This window comes from Streptomyces sp. NPDC048566, assembly GCF_043199735.1.
Taxonomy (GTDB): domain Bacteria; phylum Actinomycetota; class Actinomycetes; order Streptomycetales; family Streptomycetaceae; genus Streptomyces.
On sequence record NZ_JBICWL010000010.1, the window covers coordinates 112,553 to 132,324 of the forward strand.

24 protein-coding genes are annotated in these 19,772 nt (G+C 73.7%); 18 read left to right on the forward strand and 6 right to left on the reverse strand.

Features of this window, described 5'->3' with window-relative positions; genetic code table 11:
* Nucleotides 1-36: 36 nt before the first annotated feature.
* The 6 genes from ACGFS9_RS17920 (at nucleotide 37) to ACGFS9_RS17945 (ending at nucleotide 3,865) form a co-directional block, all read left to right on the forward strand.
* Entirely contained in the window at nucleotides 37-462 is a 426-nt protein-coding gene (locus tag ACGFS9_RS17920) for an ATP-binding protein (RefSeq protein WP_393254212.1), read from the forward strand.
* A 56-nt stretch (nucleotides 463-518) separates the two neighbouring features.
* The gene (locus ACGFS9_RS17925) at nucleotides 519-887 is read left to right on the forward strand and encodes a DUF6415 family natural product biosynthesis protein (protein WP_393254214.1); all 369 of its coding nucleotides are present in this window, start codon (nucleotides 519-521) and stop codon (nucleotides 885-887) included.
* A gap of 267 nt (nucleotides 888-1,154) precedes the next feature.
* The gene (locus ACGFS9_RS17930) at nucleotides 1,155-1,619 is read left to right on the forward strand and encodes a hypothetical protein (RefSeq protein WP_393254216.1); all 465 of its coding nucleotides are present in this window, start codon (nucleotides 1,155-1,157) and stop codon (nucleotides 1,617-1,619) included.
* A gap of 135 nt (nucleotides 1,620-1,754) precedes the next feature.
* On the forward strand, nucleotides 1,755-2,864 hold the full coding sequence (locus ACGFS9_RS17935; protein ID WP_393254217.1) for a radical SAM protein: 1,110 nt from the start codon (nucleotides 1,755-1,757) through the stop codon (nucleotides 2,862-2,864).
* A gap of 2 nt (nucleotides 2,865-2,866) precedes the next feature.
* A complete protein-coding gene (locus ACGFS9_RS17940) occupies nucleotides 2,867-3,001 on the forward strand; it encodes a hypothetical protein (protein WP_393254218.1) in 135 nt (44 codons plus the stop codon).
* 60 nt (nucleotides 3,002-3,061) lie between these two features.
* Nucleotides 3,062-3,865, forward strand: coding sequence for an aminoglycoside phosphotransferase (locus ACGFS9_RS17945; RefSeq protein WP_393254220.1), 804 nt, complete (start codon nucleotides 3,062-3,064; stop codon nucleotides 3,863-3,865).
* A 26-nt stretch (nucleotides 3,866-3,891) separates the two neighbouring features.
* On the opposite strand, the gene ACGFS9_RS17950 is transcribed toward ACGFS9_RS17945, so the two are convergent.
* Nucleotides 3,892-4,383 carry an FBP domain-containing protein gene (locus ACGFS9_RS17950; RefSeq protein ID WP_393254222.1) on the reverse strand — a complete coding sequence of 164 codons (492 nt, stop codon included), beginning with the start codon at nucleotides 4,381-4,383 and terminating at the stop codon, nucleotides 3,892-3,894.
* Nucleotides 4,384-4,454: 71 nt separating this feature from the next.
* On the opposite strand from ACGFS9_RS17950, the gene ACGFS9_RS17955 reads away from it, so the two are divergent.
* From ACGFS9_RS17955 to ACGFS9_RS17980, 6 genes are all read left to right on the forward strand, one after another.
* Nucleotides 4,455-5,024, forward strand: coding sequence for a TetR/AcrR family transcriptional regulator (locus ACGFS9_RS17955; protein WP_393254380.1), 570 nt, complete (start codon nucleotides 4,455-4,457; stop codon nucleotides 5,022-5,024).
* A 99-nt stretch (nucleotides 5,025-5,123) separates the two neighbouring features.
* Nucleotides 5,124-6,308, forward strand: coding sequence for a GDSL-type esterase/lipase family protein (locus tag ACGFS9_RS17960; protein WP_393254223.1), 1,185 nt, complete (start codon nucleotides 5,124-5,126; stop codon nucleotides 6,306-6,308).
* Nucleotides 6,309-6,764: 456 nt separating this feature from the next.
* On the forward strand, nucleotides 6,765-7,355 hold the full coding sequence (locus tag ACGFS9_RS17965; protein WP_393254225.1) for a hypothetical protein: 591 nt from the start codon (nucleotides 6,765-6,767) through the stop codon (nucleotides 7,353-7,355).
* Nucleotides 7,356-7,552: 197 nt separating this feature from the next.
* Nucleotides 7,553-7,885 carry a hypothetical protein gene (locus ACGFS9_RS17970; protein WP_393254227.1) on the forward strand — a complete coding sequence of 111 codons (333 nt, stop codon included), beginning with the start codon at nucleotides 7,553-7,555 and terminating at the stop codon, nucleotides 7,883-7,885.
* Nucleotides 7,886-8,015: 130 nt separating this feature from the next.
* Nucleotides 8,016-9,662: a protein kinase gene (locus tag ACGFS9_RS17975; RefSeq protein WP_393254229.1), complete on the forward strand. Its 1,647-nt coding sequence runs from the start codon at nucleotides 8,016-8,018 to the stop codon at nucleotides 9,660-9,662.
* Entirely contained in the window at nucleotides 9,659-10,351 is a 693-nt protein-coding gene (locus ACGFS9_RS17980) for a hypothetical protein (RefSeq protein ID WP_393254230.1), read from the forward strand. Before ACGFS9_RS17975 ends, ACGFS9_RS17980 begins: the two co-directional genes overlap by 4 nt.
* Nucleotides 10,352-10,373: 22 nt before the next feature.
* On the opposite strand, the gene ACGFS9_RS17985 is transcribed toward ACGFS9_RS17980, so the two are convergent.
* Entirely contained in the window at nucleotides 10,374-11,378 is a 1,005-nt protein-coding gene (locus ACGFS9_RS17985) for a LacI family DNA-binding transcriptional regulator (RefSeq protein WP_393254231.1), read from the reverse strand.
* Between the two features lie 144 nt (nucleotides 11,379-11,522).
* On the opposite strand from ACGFS9_RS17985, the gene ACGFS9_RS17990 reads away from it, so the two are divergent.
* Nucleotides 11,523-12,461, forward strand: coding sequence for an amidohydrolase (locus ACGFS9_RS17990; RefSeq protein WP_393254232.1), 939 nt, complete (start codon nucleotides 11,523-11,525; stop codon nucleotides 12,459-12,461).
* Nucleotides 12,458-12,958: a cysteine dioxygenase gene (locus ACGFS9_RS17995; RefSeq protein ID WP_393254233.1), complete on the forward strand. Its 501-nt coding sequence runs from the start codon at nucleotides 12,458-12,460 to the stop codon at nucleotides 12,956-12,958. The genes ACGFS9_RS17990 and ACGFS9_RS17995 overlap by 4 nt, the downstream gene beginning before the upstream one ends.
* A 134-nt stretch (nucleotides 12,959-13,092) precedes the next feature.
* On the opposite strand, the gene ACGFS9_RS18000 is transcribed toward ACGFS9_RS17995, so the two are convergent.
* From ACGFS9_RS18000 to ACGFS9_RS18010, 3 genes are all read right to left on the reverse strand, one after another.
* The gene (locus tag ACGFS9_RS18000) at nucleotides 13,093-13,722 is read right to left on the reverse strand and encodes a hypothetical protein (RefSeq protein ID WP_393254235.1); all 630 of its coding nucleotides are present in this window, start codon (nucleotides 13,720-13,722) and stop codon (nucleotides 13,093-13,095) included.
* A 269-nt stretch (nucleotides 13,723-13,991) separates the two neighbouring features.
* Nucleotides 13,992-14,249, reverse strand: coding sequence for a hypothetical protein (locus ACGFS9_RS18005; protein WP_393254237.1), 258 nt, complete (start codon nucleotides 14,247-14,249; stop codon nucleotides 13,992-13,994).
* The gene (locus tag ACGFS9_RS18010; RefSeq protein WP_393254239.1) at nucleotides 14,236-14,541 is read right to left on the reverse strand and encodes a DUF6400 family protein; all 306 of its coding nucleotides are present in this window, start codon (nucleotides 14,539-14,541) and stop codon (nucleotides 14,236-14,238) included. The genes ACGFS9_RS18005 and ACGFS9_RS18010 overlap by 14 nt, the downstream gene beginning before the upstream one ends.
* A gap of 203 nt (nucleotides 14,542-14,744) precedes the next feature.
* Here ACGFS9_RS18010 and ACGFS9_RS18015 point away from each other — a divergent pair, with 203 nt between their 5' ends.
* The 4 genes from ACGFS9_RS18015 (at nucleotide 14,745) to ACGFS9_RS18030 (ending at nucleotide 18,937) form a co-directional block, all read left to right on the forward strand.
* Nucleotides 14,745-15,242: a lamin tail domain-containing protein gene (locus ACGFS9_RS18015; protein ID WP_393254240.1), complete on the forward strand. Its 498-nt coding sequence runs from the start codon at nucleotides 14,745-14,747 to the stop codon at nucleotides 15,240-15,242.
* Between the two features lie 196 nt (nucleotides 15,243-15,438).
* Nucleotides 15,439-17,199: a diacylglycerol kinase family protein gene (locus ACGFS9_RS18020; RefSeq protein ID WP_393254241.1), complete on the forward strand. Its 1,761-nt coding sequence runs from the start codon at nucleotides 15,439-15,441 to the stop codon at nucleotides 17,197-17,199.
* Complete coding sequence (locus ACGFS9_RS18025) at nucleotides 17,199-18,152, forward strand: YihY/virulence factor BrkB family protein (RefSeq protein ID WP_393254243.1); 954 nt, start codon at nucleotides 17,199-17,201, stop codon at nucleotides 18,150-18,152. The genes ACGFS9_RS18020 and ACGFS9_RS18025 overlap by 1 nt, the downstream gene beginning before the upstream one ends.
* The gene (locus tag ACGFS9_RS18030; protein ID WP_393254245.1) at nucleotides 18,152-18,937 is read left to right on the forward strand and encodes a phosphatase PAP2 family protein; all 786 of its coding nucleotides are present in this window, start codon (nucleotides 18,152-18,154) and stop codon (nucleotides 18,935-18,937) included. Before ACGFS9_RS18025 ends, ACGFS9_RS18030 begins: the two co-directional genes overlap by 1 nt.
* Nucleotides 18,938-19,071: 134 nt before the next feature.
* On the opposite strand, the gene ACGFS9_RS18035 is transcribed toward ACGFS9_RS18030, so the two are convergent.
* A complete protein-coding gene (locus ACGFS9_RS18035; protein ID WP_393254246.1) occupies nucleotides 19,072-19,326 on the reverse strand; it encodes a hypothetical protein in 255 nt (84 codons plus the stop codon).
* Nucleotides 19,327-19,772: the final 446 nt, after the last annotated feature.

A 19,772-nucleotide genomic window follows, 5' to 3' on the forward strand; every position in this document is an offset into this window, starting at 1 on the left:
CGGGAGTGCCGCCCCCCGGCCCGGACGGGCGAATTGATGAGCGGCTGCTTCGCCTTGACGCCTCGCCGCGCCGGGGCGGACATCGCGCTGCGCGACGCTCGCCGCGTACGGATGGCTCGAAGGGTGACGGCCGCACGACTGAGCTTCTGCGGCCTCACGTCACTTATCGACGACGTCACGCTCGTCGTGTCGGAACTCGTGCGCAACGCGATCATGCACAGCGGTGGCACTCAGGTCGCGCTCACTCTCGCCCTGCGAGGTGGACTACTGAGCATCACCGTGCACGACGAACAGCGCCGGGAGGTGCCTGCGCTCCGCCTCGCAGGGCGCGACGACGAACGCGGCCGCGGCCTCTTCCTCGTCGACCGCCTCGCCACCGCCCGCCACGGCGCGTGGGGCATCCGTGATGCAGGCGCTACGACCTGGTGCAGCCTGCCCACCGAGACGGGACAGTCGGCATGACCGCCCCCGGCGCAATCGGCCGTAGAGAGCGCGCCGTCACAGCGTGGGCGCCGCCCATGGACGCCGAAGGACTCGCATCGGTCTTGGCCGCCTGCCGCGCCTGGCGCCCTCTCGACGGGGAAACCATTCTCGATGACGTCGGCGCCGTACTCGACGACGTCGTACGTGCCGAGGACGACCTCGACGTCCATGCCCTGCAACTGCGCGGACATCTGATGCAGCTCGTCGCCATTGCCACCGCGGCGGAGGCCGGCCAGAAGGACGCGGAGGCGGCGCAGCTCGTTGAACGGGCCCGCCAGGTGCGGGCCGAGGCCCTTCCCGGCGACCGCCGCCAAGCCCTCGGACACCTGCGTCGAATGGCATGGGCCGTCAACGAACTCCATGAGCGTCTCGGTGAGATCGCCTGCATCCGAGAGGCGGCCTGAAGATGCTCACCCCGCCACTGCCGTACAGCCCGAGAACGCCGCTGAGAGAGACGACCCGCGACATGCCCTTGCCTTCCGCCGGCTCTGCCCTGATCCCGTTCATCACGCAACGGGAAGGTGAGGACGCCGCGCCCGGCAATCTGGTCATCAAGTCAAGCGGGGGGCGACCGGAACCGGCTCTACTACGCCGACGAAGATCTCCGGGACCGTGATGCGCGCGGCGTGTTGTACGCGCGGTGCGGGTGGAACGAACTCGACGAACGCGGCATGCCGACCGGCGCTCCGATCTGGAAGATGATGCACCCCCACCGTCAGATGATGACGATGCAGCTCCTCCAGTGCCAGGTGTGCACGAAGCCCGCCAGGACGAAGCAGGGCCTCATCTTCCTTGGCGGGCCGAAGGACCAAGATCCCACTCAGCCGGAGATCCTCACCAACCAGCCTCCGGTCTGCGCCAAGCACGTGCGTACCGTCGCGGCCCTGTGTCCCCACATGGAGACACAGCCCATGGTGTTCCTTGCGCAGAGCGCTCCCATGTACGGCGTGACCGGCGTCCTCTACGGCCGTCTCGCATCCGGGAAGCTGCACGTCGTTGCGCGCCCTGACCACGCCGTCTCCTACGGGCACCAAGACCTGCCGACCTTCCTCGCCTCGCAGATGGTCCGCAGGATCAAGAGCTTCCGCGTCCTCAGCCTCGACGAACTCCTCGAAGACCTCGACACGGCCGCCTAGACCTCCGCTCGGTGGCCGGAAGACTCCCCGCCCGGTCACCGAGCAGATCAAGACTCTCGGGCGGCTGTGCACGAGGGCCGCCTGCGCCAGACAGGTCTCTGTACCCATTGGCCAGCCCAGATGAGGGATGACAGCATGCATCAGCTCGTTGCTACCCCGTTCGGAGACCGCCGCCTCGTCCTACGGCGGGGAAGCCCGAAGGCGATACAGCTCCCCCACGCCAAGTTCGAGGAGCTGCGCGCCCTCAGCACGGCCCCCAACCGTGTGCCCGGGTGGCTCGTCGATGCCGTGGCCGCCCAGTGGCAGATCGACGTCGCCGGCCGCGCACTCGATGACGTCCTGCTCCTGCGTGAGGTGGGACTGTACGAGTACAGCCGCGCGACGTGGGAGATCAACCTCGGCTGTGACTACGACTGCGAGATGTGCTACCTCGGCGAGAAGCGGTTCGAAGGCCTCGACATGGCGGGCAAGCGCACCTTGCTGACGGTGATGCGGGACGCCGGGGTGATCTGGCTCCAGATCACAGGCGGAGAGCCCCTGATCGATCCCGACTTCCTCGAGTCCTACCAGCTCGCCAACGAGCTGGGCATGCAGCTCGAAATCCTGTCCAACGGCTCCCAACTGCGCAGGCAGCGTGTCCTGGACGTGCTCTGCGCCTACCCGCCGACGAAGCTCACGCTGAGCCTGTACGGCGCGACGGCCGACACGTACGACGCAGTGACCCGCCGGCGCGGCGGATTCGGCCGATTCCGCGAGGGCGTGCACAAGGCGCTTGAAGCCGGGCTCAGGATCGATCTGAGTCTGATCATTGTGCGGACCAACGCGCACGAGGCCAACGCCATGCGGGCCTGGGCCGAGGGCCTCGGGGTGCCGTTCCGCGAGTACGCCAACATCTCGCCCACGATCCACGGCACCGCGGACACCCTGCCGTCGCAGTCGCCCGAGTACCTCACCGACCGGAAGCCCTTCACCGGCTGCCCGGCGGGCGTGACGTTCTTCCACGCCGACCCGTTCGGACGGGCCTCGATCTGCAAGGTGGGCCGAGAACCGAACATCGACCTGACCGCCGAAGGCGTGCCAGGCCTTGCCCGACTCGGCCAGATCGCCGAGTCCCTCATGCTTCGCACTGGTGGATGCAGCGGCTGCAAGCTCTCAGCCACCTGCCGCGTGTGCCGACCGATGGCACGGGTCTTCCAGGAAGCGAAGGCACCACTCAAGAACTACTGCCAACACGGAATGAGGTAGTCATGACTGCTGTCACGGTAGAGATCACGCCCGCACCCCTCGTCGTCGCCCCCGAGGCGGTCGTCCTGGTCGACGACATCAGCGAACTCACCGCGAGCGTGGAGTCCGGCTGCAACGACGACAACCCGTACAAGTAGTTCAGCCCAGTTGGGGCCGCGCGTCACGCGCGGCCCCACGCCCGTACTTCTGGAGACCTGATGCCCACTCCGCGTATCACCGACCTGCCGGACGAAGTGCGCTCGCTGATCGAGAAGGCCAGCGGCCGGATTACCGACGTCGGGACCGTCCAAGGAGGCCTCAACAGCTCCATCGCCGTCACCGTGCAGACCAGCAACCGCACCCTGTTCGTCAAGGGCCTGCCGCTCGACCACCCTCGTGTCTGGACGCAACAACGGGAGGCGGACATCGCTCCGTACGTACGCGGCATCGCCCCCGAACTGCACTGGTTCGTCGAGGCCGACAACTGGAGCCTCCTCGGCTTCCAACACGTTCAGGGAAGACACGCCGACTTCACGCACGGATCCCCCGACCTGCCGGTCATCGCCTCGGTCATGGCGCAGCTCGCCGAACTCCCCTCCCCCGGCATCGAACTGAAGGCGATGGCGCACCGACTCCGCGGCTACGTCGATGACCCCGCCGACCTGACATGGTTCGAGGGAGACAGCCTCCTACACACGGAATGGAACCCGCAGAACGTCCTCATCACCGATACCGGCGCCCTGCTCGTCGACTGGGGGTGGGCATCCACCGGCGCGGCATGGATCGACCCCGCACTCTGGCTGCTGTGGCTCATCGCCCACGGACACACCGCGGACCGGGCCGAAGGCGCGGCATCCGCACACCCAGCGTGGAAACTCGCCCCACGCCAGGGGCTTGACGCCCTTGCCCGCACCCAAGAGCGCTTGTGGAACTCCATCGCAGCCCAGCACCCTGACGAATGGGCGCAGCCGATGCAAGCCGCCGCCCAGGTCTGGAACAGGCACCGTCAGCACCAACGCTGACCCGATGTACCCCCGGCGGGACGTCCTCACGCGCTCACCCGGGCGACGAAGGCGGCGAGGTTGGCCACCGTGCGCTGGATCTTCTCCTCCAGCGTCAGCGACTCGTGCATGCGTCCGCCGACGCCCGCGTCGCGTTTGCCGCGGACGTACAACGAGCAGGCGAGATCGCTGCACAGGTAGGCGCCGACGGAGTTCCCCTGCTGGCCGGGCCGGCCGGCCTTGGGCGCGACCATCAGGGAGACGCCGCCCGTGTGGGTGGTCACGCACATCGAGCACATGCTGCGCCGCAGGTGCCCGGCCGCGGGGGCGGGACAGCGCAGCACGAGCCCCCGTAGCCGGCCGTCCAACTCGGCCACGATGTAAGCCCGTTCGGGCGACTGAGGGTCACGCCAACCGAGGTAGTCGAGGTCGTCCCAGGGCCGGTCGGCCAGGTCGCGGGGGACGGCGAGGCGCTTGGCCTCTCCCTTGGTGCAGTTCACGAACGCGGCACGGATCTCTTGCTCGGTCAGCGGTCTCATGACTCCCACGCTAATTTGCCTAAAGGTATTAGGCAAATGCATAATCTGTTACGCCCCAGGAGAGGATGGTTATGGTTCGCGCGGGACTGACGACGGAACGGCTGGCACGGGCCGGAGCGGAGCTGGCGGACGAGGTCGGCTTCGACCAGGTGACGGTCTCCGCGCTGGCCCGGCACTTCGACGTGAAGGTGGCGAGCCTCTACTCCCACGTGCGGAGCTCACACGACCTCAAGACCCGGATCGCCCTGCTCGCCCTCGACGAACTCGCCGACCGAGGAGCCGCGGCGCTCGCCGGGCGGGCGGGCAAGGACGCGCTGACCGCCTTCGCCGACGTCTACCGGGACTACGCGCGCGAACACCCGGGCCGCTACGCCGCCGCCCAGCTCCGGCTCGACCCGGAGACGGCCGCTGCCAGCGCCGGTGTCCGGCACTCCCGGATGACGCGGGCGATCCTGCGGGGCTACGACCTGGAGGAGCCCGACCAGACCCACGCCGTCCGCCTGCTCGGCAGCGTGTTCCACGGCTACGTGAGCCTGGAACTGTCCGGCGGCTTCAGCCACAGCGCCCCGGACTCGCAGGAGAGCTGGTCACGGGTACTGGACGCGCTGGACTCCCTGCTGCGGAACTGGCCCGCGCCCTGACGGCCCCGGCCGACCGGCCCCACTCCACGAAGGACAGCGGGACCGCCGGCGCCCGGCGTCCCGCGCCACCCACCCCCGACCGACAAGGCCGAGACCACCATGCGGACCGAGCACCACCGGATCACCACACCCGTCACCGCCGACCTGCTGCGGGGCGCCGTCGAACTGGAGCGCACCGACCGCGGCCTGCTGCCCCACCGGCTGCCCGCATGGGCGCGCGCCCAGTACCCCGACGGCCAACTGGCCATGGCGGAGGCCCAGCCCTCCGGCGTGCGGCTGGTCTTCCACACCAGCGCCACCGTCGTCGAACTCGACGTCCTCGCGACCAAGCGCATCTACGCCGGGGCTCCGCCGCGACCCGCCGGTCTGTACGACCTGGTCGCCGGCGGGGAACTGCTGGGACAGGCGAGCGCTCCCGGCGGGAACACCCTCACCCTCGACATGACCGCCGGCACCGCGACGACCACCCCCGGCCCGCCCGGGACCGTCCGGTTCCCGGTCCTGCCGACCGGGCCGAAGGACATCACGCTATGGCTGCCGCACAACGAGACCGCCGAACTGCTGGCGCTGCGCACCGACGCCCCCGTCGAACCCGCGCCGGACCGCGGCCGCTCGGTGTGGCTGCACCACGGCAGCTCCATCAGCCAGGGCTCCGACGCGGCGAGCCCGAGCACCACCTGGCCCGCCCTCGCAGCGTCACGGGCCGGGGTCGACCTGATCAACCTGGGACTGGGCGGCAGCGCCCTGCTCGACCCCTTCACCGCACGCACCCTGCGCGACACTCCGGCCGACCTGATCAGCCTCAAGCTGGGCATCAACGTCGTCAACACCGATCTGATGCGGCTGCGGGCCTTCACCCCCGCCGTGCACGGATTCCTGGACACCGTCCGCGAGGGCCACCCCACCACACCCCTGCTCCTCGTCTCCCCCATCCTGTGCCCGATCCACGAGGACACCCCGGGCCCGAGCCTGCCGGACACCGCCGCGCTCTCCGAGGGACGGCTGCGGTTCCGCGCCGGCGGCGACCCGGCCGAGCGTGCGAGCGGGAGGCTGACCCTCGGCGTCATCCGGGAGGAACTCGCCTCGATCGTGGCGCGCCGCGCTCCCGACGACCCCCACCTGCACTATCTCGACGGACGCGCGTTGTACGGGGAGGCGGACGCCGCCGCGCTGCCCCTTCCCGACGCCCTCCACCCGGACGCCGCGACCCACCGCCTCATGGGCGAGCGGTTCGCCCGGCTCGCCTTCGACGGGACGAGGGGCTTCCCCGGCCCGGCCGCCTGACGTCCCGGCCGCCTGACGTCCCCGCCGCCCTCTCGTCGTGGCGCCGCGGGGACACCGGGTGAGCCGAACCGCCCGTGTGCGGGCCCGGACCCGGCGCGGAGCCGCGCCCTCCCGTGAGGAAGCCCGCCGAAGCCGAAGGGCGCGGGGCGGCCCGGAGGCCGCGGGCCCGCCGGGGACCCCGTGCGGCTCCTCCCCCGCGCCGTCCGCGCGGAGCCGGCCGGCGGCCGGCGGCCGGCGCCGGCCGCGAACCCGGAGCCTCGGCACCGCCGTCCGCCTCCTCGGTCCTCGCCGCGCCCTCCCGAAGGCTGGATACCGGGCGGGCCCTGCGGTTACGGTGATGATCATGACAAGCGGGGGCCGTCGGCGCGGCTCCCGTGAACTCCCCTGGCAGAGGGCCCCGCACCGGGGAACCCCGCGCCGAGGACGTCGTGAGAGCGGAGACGGGAGGACGGAGTGATGGACGGCTACGGACAGCCGGCGCCCGGCACCGAGGCGGGCGACGGTCCCCCGGAGCAGCCGGGGACCGGCCGCACCGGGCACCGGAGGTGGCCCGCACGCGCGGGCGTCACCGCCGGCGTCCTCGCCCTCCTCGCGGGCGGGACCGTGTGGCTGCTCCGGGACGAGGTGTTCCGGCCCTTCGGCGACCCCAGGGCCTGCGCGGGCAGCACGACCGCGCTGCCGAAGGTGATCGAAGCGGGCGGCGTGCCGCTCCCCGCCGACGCCTCGGACGTCCGCTACGTCACCGGCGAGGGCACGGCGCGGGTCTCCTTCCTCACCGACCGGTTACCGGACTTCCTGCACCGAGCGGGTCTCGTACCGCAGGACGCGCGCCCGCTCGACGGGCGTCACGGCAGCGCCTACGCACTCGGGACGGACGAGACCGAACGTCCCGCGGGCCTGTGCGGCCCGGCGCTCAGGGGACCCGCCTGGAGCTACCTCACGACGGGACCGGGGCCGGCGGTCGACATCCTGGTCGAGCGCTCCCCCTTCGCTCCCGACGCGTTCCGCTCACCCGCCCGGGTGAGCGCCGCCTTCGGCGTCTCCTGACCGGTCGGCGGGAAGGCACCGGCACCGCGGGCGCGGCCCGTCCCCGTCCGCCGCGCGGCCCGTCCGGTGGCCGGGGCGGCTGCGCGTGGCAGGTGGCGCCAGGGGCCGGCGGCCGATCCGCGGTCGCCGCGTGTGCGGGCCGATCCGCGACGGCCTCGGCTACGGATGAGAGTGAAGGACTCCGAGGGAGGACGGCCATGGCCGCATCGGCTCGTGCCCGGCTCATCGCGTCGGCGGGCGGACGCAGCTGGATCGTGGTGGAGGGGCAACTGCCGCGGCCTGCGGCTCCCTATCTCTCGGCCGTGCTGCTGGAGCGGTGCGGTCGGCAGCCCGAGGTCTTCCTCGACCTGCGGCAGGCCCTGCTCGGCGGCCCCGAGGAGGGGACCCGCGGGGCGTTCCTGCCCGAGGGCCCCCGTGTCTTCCACGTCATGGCCGGCGAGCCGTGGCGCTCGCTGCTCGCCCGTGACCGGCGGGTGCGGTTCCACGCCGGCGCCGAGGAGGCGTGGCAGGCCTGGTGTTCCGCCTCCTGACGGCGGGAACCGTTCCGGCCGGAACCGTGTCTCACAGCACACGGCGGGGAGCGCGTGGCCGAGCGAACGCAGCGCGCGTCCCCAGGGCCCGCTCCGGCGGACGGGTCCCAGGTGTCGGGGGGGGCGAGTCATGAGCACATGGGCGGTACCGGGCTACACCGAGTCACGGGAGCTGGGGTCCGGGGCGAGCGGTCGCGTCGCGCTGGCCGTGCACGAGGAGTCGGGGCTGCCCGTCGCGGTGAAGTACCTGAGCGAGTCGCTGCGCACCCGCCCCGGTTTCGTCCGGGACTTCAGGGCGGAGGCCCGCCTCCTGGGCGGGCTGCGCAGCGCGCACGTGGCGGGACTCTACGAGTACGTGGAAGGCCCCGACGGTGCGGCCATCGTCATGGAACTGGTCGAGGGCGTCAGTCTGCGGGCCCTGCTGAGCCGGCAGGCGCCGCTCGCCCCCGAGGCCGCGCTCGTCCTGCTCAAAGGCTCCCTGCTCGGGCTCGCGGACGCCCACCGGATCGGCGTCGTGCACCGCGACTACAAGCCGGAGAACGTCCTCGTCCGCCCGGACGGCACCTCGAAGCTGGTGGACTTCGGCATCGCGGCCGCCGACGGCACAACGGCCGGCATCGCCGGCACCCCCTCGTACATGGCGCCCGAGCAGTGGACCGGCTCCCCCGCCTCGCCGGCCGCCGACGTGTACGCCGCGACGGCCACCTTCTTCGAGTGCCTCACCGGCCGGAAGCCGTACGCAGGCGAGAACCTGGCCGAGCTGGCGCTCCAGCACGTGGACGGCCCCATCCCCGCCGACGCCGCACCCGAACCCGTCCGCGCGCTCGTGCGCCGCGGACTGGCGAAAGCCCCGGACCAGCGGCCCGCCCACGCCGGGGACTTCGTGGCGGAGCTGGAGGCCGCGGCGGGCGGCGCCTACGGGGCGGACTGGGAGGAGCGCGGACGCGGACGCCTCGCTGCGCTCGCGGCGCTGTGTCTGCTGCTCGTGCCGCCCTCCTCCGGCGGGCCCCGGAACAGCGTCACGGACACGGCCCGCACGGTGCTTACCAGGACACCGCGGGTCCTGCGGGCCTGGCGGCCGGGTGGCCGCTCGCTGCTCGTCTCGGCGGCGGCGATCGCCGCCGCCCTGCTGCTGGCGTACGGCATCGACCGGCAGGCGCCCGCCTTCGGCACCCCGGGGGAGGCGGCGCAGGCCCTCGCCACCACGAGCGCGCAGCCGGGCGCGACGGGCGGCGCTCTCCCGGTGACGGCCGTCCCGGACACCCCGGCGCCCTCGGCTCCGGCGCCGGCAACCCCGTCGGCACCGGCGGCGTCCGCGACACCGACCGTCCCGACCGCCGGCACCTCGGCACCGGCGACCGCGTCCCCCTCGGCACCTCCCACGGTCGCGGCCCCTCCCACGGCCGCCTCCTCGCCGGCCGAACCGACGACGGCGCCCCCGTCGCCCGACGTCGCGGTCACGTCGGTGGTGTTCGGCGGGTTCCGGCAGACGGGGACGGCGACCGCGACGGCGTCGCTCACCGTCACCACGGACGGAACCGGGCCGGTCGCCGTCACCGTCGTCTGGTCGACGGCCGAGGCGAGCGGAGGGACGGGCATCCGGGACGGCGGCGCGGACACCTACCGGCGCAGCGGCTCGACGCAGTACACCATCGCCCTCGACCACACCTTCCAGGGAACGGGGTGCTACTGGGACGTCCGGGCCTCGACGCAGCCCGCCTCCGCGGACGGCGGCGCCTCCCAGGAGCTGCTGACAAGGCGGTGCACCCTGCGATGAACAAGGACCCCGGCGCCCCCGTCGATGACGACGACTACAGCGCCACCGTGCTGGCCAGCCACTGGATACAGCGGCCCGGCCCCGGCGAACAGACCGCGGGCACCCGGGCCCTGGACCACCCGACCGCCGACACGGTCGCGCTCGGCGGCCGTCCGCGGACGCCGCCGGACCGCACGGTGCCGGACACCCCGCCCGACCGGGTCGAGGGGACCCTGCTGCGCTTCGGCCCCGGGGTGAGCGCCGACACCGTGCGCCGGGCGACCGCGTCGGCCGTGCCCCTTCCCCCTCCCGCGCCGCGGCGGACCTGGCGGCGGCACGCGCTGCCCGTCGTGGCGCTCCTGGCCGTCCTGGTCTTCCTGCTGTGCCACCGCGCCGAGCCGTCCGTGGGTGTCGAGGGCGTCGCGGTCGCCGCCGTCCCCCGCTCCCCCGGCTGCGACGAGACGGCCGACGTGGTCGCTACCGTCGTCACCGACGGCCGGGCGGGTGAGCTCGCCTATCGCTGGGTGCGCAGCGACGGCACCGCGTCGAAGGTCCTGCGCGAGAAGACGACGCGTGGTCAGAAGCGCGCGCGGCTGCATCTGTTGTGGACGTTCCAGGGTGAGGGCCGGTACGCGGCGCGGGCCGAGCTGCGCCTGCTGTCACCGGTGCGGCGCACCGCCGCCGCGCGGCTCGCCTACCACTGCCCGTGACCCGGGGCCCGGCCGTGGCGGGTCAGAGTGCCACGGCGGAACCGCGGGCGCACATCACCGGGGCGCACAGGATGCGTTTGCGGCGCGCCCGTCTGCCCTCGATCGCGGAGGCCGTCAACCGGGCGGCCTCCTCCGCGATCTGGGTCAGCCCCCAGCCCACGGTGGTCAGCGGCGGGGAGAGGACGCGCGAGACCGGGTGGTCGTCGAAGCCGACCACGGACACGTCGCGCCCCACCACCAGCGAGGCCTCGGCGGCGGCCGCGTACACCCCGTAGGCGAGGGAGTCGGAGAAGCAGAACACGGCGGTGGCCCGCCGGCCGCCGTCCAGAACCCCCTTGGCGACGGACGTGGCCGCACCCAACTCCTGCGGACAGGGGACGAGTTCGGCGCGCAGGCCGATCCGGTCGGCGGCCTCGCGCACGTACACGTCGGCCGGGCGGTCCGGGGTGCTCGGGCGCGTGGGGGTCAGGACGGTCACCCGGCGGTGGCCGAGGCCGTGCAGGTACTCCAGTACGGCGTCGATGCCGGCCCTGTTGTCGAAGATGACCTGGCCGGCCGTGCGCGCCCGGCTGAGCGAGTCGCCGACCGCGACGACGGGCAGCGCGTCGGCGATCGCGGCCCACTCCTCGGCCGCCGGGTTGACCGGGGACACGACGAGCGCGTCGACGCGCTGGTCGCGCAGCTGCTTGGCGAGGACGAGCTCCCGGTCGGGGTCGCCGCCGGCGTCGAGGATGAGTGCGTAGCGGTCGCCCGCGAGGAGTTCGCGGCCGATGGCCGCCATGAACTGCTGCTGCCACAGGTCCTGGAGGTCTCCGGCCAGCACCCCGACCATGCTGGTGCGGCCACTGGCGAGGGCGCGGGCGATCGGGTCGGCCTCGTAGCCGAGTTCGGCCGCCGCCTTGCGCACCCGCTCCTCGGTCTCCTTGGAGACGTGCTTGCCGCGCAGGGCGTAGGAGACCGCGGCGGTGGAGAGGCCGGTGGCCTCGGCCACCTCCCTGAGGGTGGTGCGCTTCGGGGGCCTGACCATGCGGGGAAGCCTACCGGCCCGCGTCCGGATCGCGGGCGCACCCTTGACACGCCGGATGGTTAAGCGCTTCAGTGAACCGCATCACTGAAGCGCTTAACCCACGCCGTTCCCACTCCGCCACACGCCCTCCACGAGGATTTCAGGGTGCCCGTCGACGTCCACCAGCACATCTGGCCAGCGGCCTTCGTCGAGCTGCTGCGCGCCCGCACCGCGCCGCCCCGCCTCGACGGATGGACGCTGCACCTGGACGGCGAACCGCCGTACACGATCGATCCGCGGGACCACGACATCGAGCGCCGCAGGCGGCTGGCGGTCGCCGACGGCCTGGACCTCGCCCTGGTGTCGCTGTCCAGCCCGCTCGGCGTGGAGCAGCTGCCTCCCGAGGAGTCCCTGCCGCTGCTCGACGCCTTCCACGCGGGCGCGCTCGCGCTGCCGGCGCCGTTCGGCCTCTGGGCCTCGCCCTGCCTGAGCGCGCCGGACCCGGGCGCGGTGGAGCGGACGCTGCGGCGGGGCTGCGCGGGCCTGCAACTCCCCGCGACGGCAATCCTCGACTCCGAGGGGCTGCGCGCCTGCGCCCCGCTGCTGTCCGTCCTCGAACGTCTCGACAAACCGCTGTTCCTGCACCCCGGTCCCGCGCCGGCCGCCGCCACCGGCACCCCGCCCTGGTGGGCGGCGCTGGTCCCCTACCCCCAGCAACTGCACGGCGCGTGGTACGCGTTCCGGGCCTTCGGCCGCGCCCGCCACCCGGCGCTGCGGGTCTGCTTCGCCGCGCTCGCGGGACTGGCGCCCCTGCACGGGGAACGGCTCGCGGCCCGCGGCGGCGGCGGGCGCGGAGAAGTGGACTTCGACGTCTTCTACGACACCTCCTCGTACGGCACGCGCGCCGTGGACGCCCTCGTCCGGGTCGTCGGTGTCGACGTGGTCGTGGCCGGGAGCGACCGCCCCTGGGCGGCGCCCGTCGTCACCGATCCGGGCGCGGACGCCGTCGTCCACGCCCTGCGCTCCGTCAACCCCGCGCGCCTGCTGCACGGCGGCGGCCGATCCGTGCCGCGGGCCCCGTCCTGGAAGGGAACACCACCGTGACCTACTCGTCCCTGCCGGACCGCACGCTCGACAAGCACGAGCTCCGGCACCTCGTCGACACGCTGGCGGACCGGCCCGAACTCTGGCGCGGCCAGGTCGCCTTCTCGCACGAGGAGCGGCACTACGCGTCGCTGCACCGCGACACGCACGTCGACGTCTGGCTGCTGTGCTGGACCCGGCGGAACGACACCGGCTGGCACGACCACGACATCTCGGCGGGCGCGGTCCGCGTCGTGCAGGGGGTGCTGAACGAGTCCAGCCCGCGGATCGGCGGCCGCCATCCGTCGGTGGCGGTCGGGGCGGGCGAGTCCTTCTGCTTCGGACCCGAGCACATCCACCGCCTCACCGGGGCCACCGACGACGCGGTCTCCCTGCACGCCTACTCGCCGCCGCTGTGGCGGCTGGGGCAGTACGACATCACCGGGGACGGCCTGATGCGCCGTGTCTCGGTGTCGTACGCGGACGAGCTGCGCCCGCTGGACCGGCCCGCCGTGTGAGGTCGGGCTCCGGCAGGCGGGCCCCGGCGAAGCCGACGAGCGCTCCGCCACCGGCGGCCGTCGATCGCGGACCCGCCGGCTCCGGCCGGCGGGTGGAGTGCCCCGCCGCGGCGGGGCGGGGCGGTTCGGCGGGGTCAGCCGCGGGAGGACCGGCCCTGGCCACCGCGACCCTGGCCACCGCGGCCCTGGCGCTGCTGGGGGCGTCCGCGGCCGCCGGAGCGGCGCCGCGACGGAGCGGCGGGCGCGTCACCGCTGTTGAACCCGGGGCCGCTCGGAGCGCTGAAGCCGCCGGGGACCGCGGGCACGGCGGGTGCGCCGGCGGCGGGTGCCGCGGCGGCGGGCGCGGCCGGGGCGGGCGTCCGGGTACGGGGGAGCGCCTTGCCGAGCACACGGGTGTGGGTCATCAGGGGGGCGCAGGCGGCGCAGACCTCCATCAGGGTCCACACCTGGGCGACGGCCGGGTCGTGCCGGAGCACGAGCAGCACGCTGCCCGCGCAGTGGACCTGGCTGTCCTCGTGGGCGGAGCACTGCGTCTGCCGGCAGGCGCAGGCCGCGTCGGGGTGCACGGTCGCGGCCCGCGCGTGGGCGCCGACGTGGGCCTCGGCGAAGCGGCGCAGGGCGGCGAGATCGCGGGAGCGCGGCGGCATGGCGCAGGGAGAGGAGCAGGTGACGGAGGCCGTGCGGTCGCTGTGGCCGGAGATGCGGACGGTCCATGTCCGCCCCGGACGGCGCGCGGCAGGGCTTTCGGAGTGTGGGAGGTCCAAGACCGGCAGTCCTTCGGCAGTGGGGTTTCGCGCAGGTGCGCACAGGTTCCTTACCCGCGCGGACCGGTCCGTCATCCACCGGCGGACCGCCAACGTCCTCGAATATGCGAACGACGCGTGCGCGGGCCCGGACGTCCGTCGTGCGGGGGTGCGATCTTCCCACAGCGGCCCGGCGGTCCCGTTCGACCCGCCTGCGGCCTTCGGAGGATATCCCCGGCCGCGACGCGGCTCCGGCCGGGAGGCCCCGGTCCGTGACGTCCCGCGACGGATCAGCGGTGCGGCCGGGTGCCGCGGGCGCCGTCCCGCCCCGCGCGGCCGGCCCCGAAGCCGCTGTCGTGCGCCCAGACGTGGGCGCAGCCGGGGCACTGGAGGTGGAGCAGCCCGCCGTCGGCGCGGAGCAGGTACCGCCAGTGCTCGGGGCAGGTCCGCCGCTGCCCGCAGGGTGTGCAGCCGTGCGCGTCGGCGCAGTTCGGGCAGGCGGCCCAGGCCCGGCGCCCGGGGTCGGCCTGCGGGTCAAGCGGCAGCACTGCCGTCTCCGCGGCGGGGCAGCACGCCGGCCGCGACGAGGTCGTCGTACACGCGCCGCTGGTGCTCGTCGAGCCCGCCGTAGAGCAGCGCGTGGGCGGCCTCCTCGCCGCGCAGGGCCTCGACGGGGTCCCAGTCGGGACCGAGTGCCGCGAGCACCTGGGCCTGCCTCAGGACCTCGTGCGCGGTGAGGTCGACGGTGAAGCCGACCAGGTCCCGGGCGGCCGACCGCCCGGCGTCCTCGGCGGGAACCGGTCCGGAATCGTGCGAAGTGGGTGGGATGTCTCGATCCATGGAGAACCAAATTAGGGAGACCTTCCTCGCGGGGACAAGGGGAAGTGCCGGAGGTCACAGCGCTCCGGGCGCGCCCGGAGCGGGACGTCGCCGCGACCTCGACGGCACATCCCTTCACGGCACCCTCACTTTTCCGTCACCTCAAGGTCATGTACTCGCTATGCTCCTGAAGCTTCATCCGCACCATCGAGGGGGGAATCCTCATGCGTATCCGCGCTGCCCTGGCGGTCACCGCGGCCACGGCCGGGACGTTCGCGGCCGTCGCCGCAGCTCCGGCTCAGGCCGCCGAGTACTCGTCCGCGCTCAAGGTCAGAGGGGTGCAGTACGACGCGCCCGGCCGGGACTCCAACAGCTGTTCCACCGGCAACACCCGGGACGAGTACCTGACGATCAAGAACTACTCGTCGAGCGCGACGGTGAACCTGAAGGGCTACGTGGTCAAGGACGCCGCGGGCACGGTCTTCCGGTTCCCGTCGAACCACTACCTCCAGCCCGGGGACTACATCAAGCTCCGCGGCGGGCACGGCACCGACTCGGACGCGAAGAACGTCGTCTACCGCCAGAACTGCAACTTCCTCTGGAACAACGACAAGGACACCATCTACCTGTACAAGGCGTCCGGCGCGCGCGCCGACGTGCACGGGTACGGCAAGTCGGCCGACGACCGCGACGGAAACGGCTACATCACCTTCCACGGCTGAGCCGGAAGCCGGTGCCCGCCCCCGGACCCGGGGACGGGCACCGGGGGCGCGGCGGGGCGTGGCGGGGGCGCCCGACGTCTTTCCGCTGCGTGAGAGGTCTGTTCGGGGTGTTCCGGGGCAAACGGCGGTGGACCCGGGAGGAAAGCGCGGCCCGGGTTCGAGCCAGCCGTTCCAGCGCTGCCCCTGGGAGTCACTGATGCCTACGACCGTGCCGGACAGATCCGACGCGACCACCGGTGCCCGATCAGCGGACACCGGCTCCGGCCGCTCGTTCACGCCGCCCCGGGGAACCGGCAGGACGGCCGCCCGGATCGGTGTGCTGACCGTCTGCCAGGCGGCCCTGATGGTGGGGATCGGCCTGCTCATCACCGGCCCCGCCAAGTCCCTCTGGCCGCTGACCGCCGAGGACGACGTCAACGAGGGCTTCGAGCACATCCGAACCGGCACGTGGAACACGGTGTCGTTCGTCGCCTCGGAGGCGGGCAACACCATCACGGTCGTCGCCGTCACCCTGCTGTCCTGCCTGGGCCTGATCCTCATACCGCGGCTGCCGAAGTGGCGCGAGGCCGTCTTCCTCGCCGTCGGCGTCTCCCTCCAGTCCCTGGTCTTCCTCGCGATCACCGAGTCGGTGGACCGCCACCGGCCCGAGGTCGACCGCCTCGACGCCTCGCCGCCCACCTCCAGCTACACCTCCGGACACACCGGCGCGGCGACCGCCCTGTACGCGGGTCTCGCCGTGCTCGCCCTGTCCCGGATGCGGGGACCCTGGCGCAAGATCGTGGGGGCACTGCTGCTGCTCCTGCCGCTGATCGTCGCGGTCGCCCGCCTCTACCGCGGGATGCACCACCCCACCGACGTCCTCGGCGGCATGGCCAACGGCGGACTGTCGCTGCTGATCGTCGGCCGCGCCCTGTTCGTCGACCGGTCCGTGACCGCCGCGCCCTCCCGGGCCGCCGTGCCCGCCGCACGCACCGCCGACGAGACCGCCCCCGGGCAGGAGCGCCGGCCCGGCACCACCGCCGTCGTCCTCAACCCCACCGTCACCGACGCCGCCGCGCGGGAGAAGCTCCGCGAGACGCTGGAACGCCACGGACACCGGGAGCCCGTCTTCCTGGAGACCACCGCCGACGACCCGGGCGCCGGTCAGGCCCGGCGCGCGATCGACGACGGCGCGGACGTCGTCGTGGTCTGCGGCGGCGACGGAACCGTGCGCGCCGTCGCCGACGCGATGGCCGGCAGCGGGGTACCGCTCGCGATCGTCCCCGCCGGCACCGGCAACCTGCTCGCGCGCAACCTCGGCCTGCCGCTGTCCCCCACCGAGGCCCTCGACGCGGCGCTCACCGGCCGCCCGCGGCCCCTGGACCTCGGCAGCATCGAGGGCGACGACCTGCCCGCCGCCTGCTTCGCGGCCATGGCCGGAGCGGGACTGGACGCGGCGATGATGGAGCACGCCGATCCGCGGGCCAAGGCCCGGCTCGGCTGGCCCGCCTACATCCTCGCCGGCATCGGCACCCTGCGCACCCCCCGGATGCGGCTGACGCTCCGGCTCGACGACGCGCCCGCCGTGCGCCGTACGGCCCGCATGGTGCTGGTCGGCAACGTCGGCACCGTGCAGGGCGGGATGACCCTGCTGCCGGACGCACGGCCCGACGACGGGCGGCTCGACCTGCTCGTCCTCGACCCGCGCGGCCCGGCCGGCTGGCTGCGCGCGCTGCGGACCCTGGCGCGCCGCGGCTCCGCGCCGAGCCGGCCGGACACCGTGCGCACCCCCGCGGCCGGCGAGGACTCCGGCTCCGACGTGCCCGTGGAGTTCTTCACCTTCGAACGCGCCGACCTCACCTTCGACACACCGCAGTCGCGCGAGCTCGACGGGGACCCCGTCGGTGCCGGCCGGCGCCTCACGGTCCGGGTCCGGCCGGGCGCGCTGACCGTGCTGCTGCCGTCCCGGGAGACGTGATGGGGACGGCCACCAGAGTCCCGGAGACACGGGACATGGCCGGGGAGGAACTCTCCGCGGACGACGCGCTGGTCTCCCTGCGCCGCTACGGGAGCTGGCGACTGGTGCGCGACGCGTTCCTCCGGTTCCGCTACGCCGACGGGTTCAGCCACGCCCGGGCGCTCGCCCTGCAGATGGTGCTGGCGGTGATCCCGCTCGCCATCGCCTTCGTGGGCCTGTCCACCGCCGTGCACACCGAGAGCATCGGCAGGGTCGCGGAACTGACGATCCACCAGCTCGCCTCGGGGCCCAGCTCCGGCGTGGTCGACGACGCGATGCGCCGCAGCCGCCACACCGCCGGCGACGGCGCACAGGTCGCCCTCTGGTTCGGCCTGGTGTTCTCGATGGTCAACGTCACCACCGCGATGTGCCAGATAGAGCGCGGCGCCAACCGGATCTACGGCAACGAACGCGACCGCGTCTTCCACCAGAAGTACCTGCGCGGCCTGGCGATGTCCCTGAGCGCCGGCCTCCCGCTCGGTCTCGGGTTCGTCATCATGGTGGCCGGCGGCGACCTGGCGACCTCCGTGGTGGCGGTGTACCACCTGGACGGGGCGGCCGAGACCGCCTGGGAGGTGATGCGCTGGCCGGTCGGCCTGCTGCTCGCCCTCATCTCGGCGAGCGCCATCTTCCGCCGCTCGCCGCGCCGCCAGCAGCCGGGCTACACGTGGCTCGCCTTCGGCGCCGCCGTGTACCTGGTGCTGTGGACCACGCTGACCTGGGTACTCAGTCTGTACCTCGATCTCAGCGGTTCCTTCGACACCATCTACGGCCCGCTCAGCGCGTTCATGTCGCTGGTGCTGTGGGCCTACCTGACCTCCGTCGCCCTCTTCCTCGGACTGTCCTTCGCCGCACAGCTGGAGGCCTCACGCGCCCGGCGCCCCGGTCCGATCCAGCCCGACCCGGGAGTCTGATGCCCGTGCGTCTCGCCGTCCGCACCCTCCGAGAACGCCGACACCGGGAGGCCGACCGCAGGTTCGGCGCCCGGCTGCTCGGCTCGGCCGCCGTCGCCGCCGTAGCCGCCGTCCCGTTCGGGCTGCTGCTCGTCCTGGTGGAGGGGCGCTGGCGGCCCCTGCGCCGGCTGGACTCCGAAGCGGCCCACTCGCTGCACACCACCGCCCTGGACCACCCCGAGTGGACCAGCACGCTGCGGTTCCTGTCCGACCGGGTCTGGGACCCGTTCACCCTGCGGCTGGTCGTCGGCCTGCTGACCCTGTGGCTGCTGTACCGGCGGGCGTGGCGGCTGGCCGCCTGGTCCGCGGTGACGGCGACGGCCGGCGGAATCATCGGGCTGCTGGTCAAGGTGATCGTGGAGCGGGCCCGCCCGTCGCTGGAGGATCCCGTGGCACGGGCCCCCGGCTTCTCCTTCCCCTCGGGTCACGCGATGACCGCGACCACCTCCTTCGCCATCCTGCTGCTGGTCCTGCTCCCGATGGTGCCGCGGGCCTGGCGGCCGCTGTGCTGGGGCGTGGCGGGGCTGTCGGTGGTGGGGGTCGGCTTCACCCGGATCGCCCTCGGCGTCCACTGGTTCAGCGACGTGGTGGGCGGCTGGCTCCTCGGGCTCGCCGTGGTCGCGCTCACCGCCTGGGCCTTCGAGGCGTGGCGCGCCGACGCCGGCCGCGGTCACGCCGACGTGACCGAGGGCCTGGAACCCGAACTCACCCAGGCCCACCCCGAACCGGAGCCGCGCCGGGGATAGGACCGTTCCGCGGGCCCGTCGCCGGGAGGACTTCACCGGTGGCGGCCCGCACCGCTCGACGCCGTGGGGCGCCGGACACGAGACGTCCGGCGCCCCACGGCGTCGTGCGGTGGCCCCCCTGCGGTCGGTGGAGGTCAGCGGTGCGGGTGCCCGTGCTCCGGGTCGTCGCCGGGGGTCTGCCAGCCGTCACCGCGCCGCGCGGGGTCGGCGGTGCCGTGCGCGACCCGGGAGGGGTCCTGCGCCGACGTGGAGATCCGCCGCCGGGCGGCACGCCGGCCACCCACGAGGAAGGCGGCCAGGAGCGCCGCGACGATCACCACTCCCGCCACGATCAGCCACAGCGGACCGGAGGAGGACGCGGCCAAGGAGGTCTCTGCTTCGTCGATCATGCGCTGCGGGTACCCCTTCCGGCATCCGCCCACGCCCGAGCGGGGCGGCTCCGCGCACGGCGCCGGGCCGGCGTCCGCAGCGCCGTGGCCCCGACGTCCCCGGGGAGGCGCCGCTCGCGGGAGAGCCCGGCGGGGCGCTGCACCGAGCGGTGGTCGACCCACGCCCGGCACGTCCCCGCGCGATCCACCGCACCGGCTCGTCCGCCCGCCGTCTCGGCGCCGTCTCGGATGCCCGTGGGCGGCTTCGAGGACCGCGCGACCGGGCCGCCCGCTCGCCGCCCCGGGGCGTGCTCGTCGACGCGCGCGGCGCCCGTCGGGCACCGTGCCGTCCGACCCGGGTGCGGAGACACGGTGTGCGTCCGCGGCGCGCTCGGCCGGGACTGACACCCTGGTGTTCCGGGCACCCGTGCCCGGTCCCCGCCGCGCGGCGGGGGGCGGCGTCCGGG